Annotated in this window: 1 protein-coding gene; it reads right to left on the reverse strand. The window is 67.1% G+C overall.

Annotated elements, in window-relative coordinates; genetic code table 11:
• Nucleotides 1-223 precede the first annotated feature (223 nt).
• Nucleotides 224-1,375 (reverse strand): hypothetical protein, encoded by a 1,152-nt coding sequence (locus EB084_25315; GenBank protein ID NDD31584.1) that lies wholly within the window; start codon nucleotides 1,373-1,375, stop codon nucleotides 224-226.
• Between the last annotated feature and the right edge of the window lie 95 nt (nucleotides 1,376-1,470).

Below are 1,470 nucleotides of genomic sequence, written 5' to 3' on the forward strand. Positions count from 1 at the left end.
CGAGCGCAAGAGCATGCGCCAGGGTCGCAAGCGGGCGTTTGCGCGACGCGCGACGCAGGGCGTGGGGCAGCGTGAGGTGGAGCTGCTGGTTGAGCATTCGTCTCGTCGTCATGACGAGCCGGTACGCCCGTGCCGGGGGCAGCTCCTGCCCTGCCCGCCCGCGGGGGCCGTGCGAGCGCGCGCCATCGCCCGGGATCCCCTTCCTGAAGCTCGGAGGCTGCGCCTACTTCCCGAGCGTTCCCACCACGATGTGATCCTTGCTCCAGAGCGAGAAGACGTCGGCTTTCGATGCGGCCGAGTAGAGGGTGAGACGCCCGTTCCAGCCGTCGATCACCAAGGGGGTGAGTGCCCCTCTGTGCAGGGCGTCGCCCACGAAGAGATCATGGCGGTTCAGCTGGGGCGACATGGCACCGATGATGAAGAAGCGCGCGTCTGCGCCGTTTATCGGGGGGGTGTACAGGCCGGTTCCCAACGTGCGCGTCTTTGCGCTCTTCATGTCGACCTCGATGAGTGTCTTCACGCCCGCGCGACGTACCGTGCACCAGGCGACGGCATCTCGGGGGCCGAGCGTGGCCGAGTCGACCCCCTCAGCCGAGAGCACCTTGGTCGGGTTCACGCCGCCATCGGCCAGATTGCCGAGGAAGAGCGTGCTGGCCGTGACGCTGCTGGCTACCGAGTAGATGAGCCGCTGATGATCGCGGCTGAAGTTGAAGGTGAGCAGCTGCCCGTTCGACACCCCGCTGCCCTTGACGAGGGCGCCGATGTCGACGAGCCGGGTGTGCGCCAGGGTGTTGCTGGCATCTACGGTCAGCGACGCGATCTCGTCTCCCTGGGCCACCCCGTCTTTGTCAACGGTGTACCCGCGGGCGATGTAGGCCCCGTTTCCTGCGTACTGGAGATTCACCGGAAACGAGAAGCGGAAGCGGCTCGTGTCGCGGGTGAAGATGGGGGTGCTCTTGCCCGAAGCGATGTCGACGAGCACTGCCTTCCCCGCGTACTCGCCCACGGCCATGGCCTGCGTGCCATCGTCGTTCAGCGCGAGGGCGTTCACCGTGAGCAGATCGACCGCGATGTCGGCCACGCGGCGCTGTGTCGTGGAATCGAGCAGGGTGAGACGCGCACGCAGGCCAGGCCAGTGCGACACGATGGCGAGCCGGCGGCCGTCAGCGGTGACGTTCACCGATTGGATGAGCTGAAATGGCAGCCCGAGCTTCTTGAGGGCACTTGCATCGACGGTGAAGCGCACCTTCGGCTTGAGAGAACCCGTGCCCTGGGGCGTCTGCTCGGCGCGGGCCGTGCCCACCAGAAGCCCCAGAGCAGCCGCCAGCGCGACGGTCATCGTCGCCAGGCGGCGCGAGATCGCGGTTCGTGTCATCGGCTTGCGGCCTTGCTCACCTTCGCCACGGTGGGCCACCAGTCCCAGGTCAGGCGCTTCTGGCCGCGGATGACGCAGTCTGACTTCATGTCGGT

Source organism: Pseudomonadota bacterium (assembly GCA_010028905.1).
In the GTDB taxonomy this organism is placed as follows: Bacteria; Vulcanimicrobiota; Xenobia; order RGZZ01; family RGZZ01; genus RGZZ01.